The sequence below is a fragment of the Halanaerobium saccharolyticum genome, assembly GCF_003259895.1.
Taxonomy (GTDB): Bacteria; Bacillota; Halanaerobiia; order Halanaerobiales; family Halanaerobiaceae; genus Halanaerobium; species Halanaerobium saccharolyticum_A.
On the sequence record NZ_QLME01000056.1, the window covers coordinates 1 to 1739 of the forward strand.

Consider the following 1739-nt stretch of genomic DNA (forward strand, 5'->3'; position numbering starts at 1 on the left):
TAGTCGTTTGTATAATGTCTAAGGCCCGAAATAACAGGGCTCTCGACATAAATTTTTGGTGACTTCCTCCTTAAGATATGGTATAATATAGTTAGAAATACTAAAAATACCACAAACCAAAAGGAGGAAATCATAATGTCTTTTAATTCTAAAAAACAATCGTCTTTCGGTGATCTTTATGAACAGGCCAAAGATTGGGCTCAAAATGATAAACCTCAATTCCTTGAAATGCTCGATCAATATCTTGATTTATCTGAGTTTCTTCCATCAAGTTTTTATTCTGCTTACTACAAATATTTTGGTAGAAAAAGAGAATATGGTCTGGAATCAATGCTTTCTGCCTTTATCCTGCAAAAAATATTAGGAATTCCAACTCTTGTGCTCTTAGTTAATATTTTTGCTTTAAGCAGTGACTTAAGAGATTTCTGTGGTTTTAAATCTGTTCCTGATATCTCTCAGTTTTCTCGTTTTAAGACAAAGTTTGAAGATAATTTAGAAGAACTTTTTTATCATCTTGTTGATGTTACTGAACCACTTTGCAGAAAAATTGATCCTCTAAAATCTGATCTTTTCATCTATGATACAACTGGCTTTGAACCCTATGTGACTGAAAACAATCCTAAATACATAAACAATATCATTCGCAGACTTAAAAACATCTACAAAAAAGATAAAAATGTTAATATATATGCCTTTGCCTATCAGTCTATGCCTTCTTCAGCCCAGGTTAATCAAGAGATAAAACAGCTCTACATTAACGGCCATTTCTGCTATGTCTACAAAGCAGGTATTGTCACTAATGGACTTGGAGTTATCCGTCATATCTCATTTTTTGATGATGAATTTAAAGATAATCACCCTGAAATACCTGTTGAGAAAAAGTCTGACTCACCTGATGAAGACAAATCTATTGGAGATTCAACTTCTTTGAAACCAGTTTTAGAAGATTATTTTAATCTTCATAATCATCATTACTCCACTTTTATCGCTGATTCTGCCTTTGATAATTATCAGACTTATCCCTTTTTAATTAAGGATTTTGGCTTTGATAAAGCAGTCATACCACTTAATTCTAGAAATATTAAGTCAGATATGCTACAACCAGAATACAATGAAAATGGCTGGCCGTTATGTCCTAAAGATTCTTCGTTGCCAATGAAACCTAATGGCTGGTGTCGCGGTAAAAACCGCAGCCCCAGATTTAAGTTTGTCTGTCCTAAAACTAATCATAAAGGTGGTAAAAGAAACTGCTACTGTGAAGAGCCCTGTACGGACTCCAGTTACGGTAGAGTTACCTATACATATCCTGACCAGGATTTAAGAACTTATCCTGGTATCATCAGAAATACAGATGACTGGATAGACCTCTACAAAAAACGCGGAGTGGTTGAACAGACAATTAACTATTTTAAAGATGCCATGGTTACTGGTAATCTAAAAACTCAGAATCTAAAGAGTATTAAAGCCGATGTTTTTTTAGCTGGAATAACTCAGCTTTTAACATTGATCTTAGCTGATAAAATGGATAAACCAGAAAACATTAGATCTTTAAGATCACTAATTGCTTAGAATTTAAATTTTTTAATATCTTTTTTTTAAACCTGTATTCATAGGTTTATTTTGTCATGCCTAATTTTATTAGAACATTTTCTCATTCAATTTTTAAATTCTTAAAATTGAATCCAATCTACTTATTTACAGTTTTTTACTATTTTCTTTGCCTATTTTGCAAACACCTA

1 protein-coding gene is annotated in these 1739 nt (G+C 32.4%); it reads left to right on the top strand.

Features of this window, described 5'->3' with window-relative positions; translation table 11 throughout:
- Positions 1-135 precede the first annotated feature (135 nt).
- Entirely contained in the window at positions 136-1569 is a 1434-nt protein-coding gene (locus tag C7958_RS15465; protein ID WP_111573564.1) for a transposase, read from the top strand.
- The last annotated feature ends 170 nt before the right edge of the window (positions 1570-1739 follow it).

Excerpts from the sequence above, each read along its gene's own strand:
- C7958_RS15465 (WP_111573564.1), top strand. The coding sequence starts at position 136 with ATGTCTTTTAATTCTAAAAAACAATCGTCTTTCGGTGATCTTTATGAA.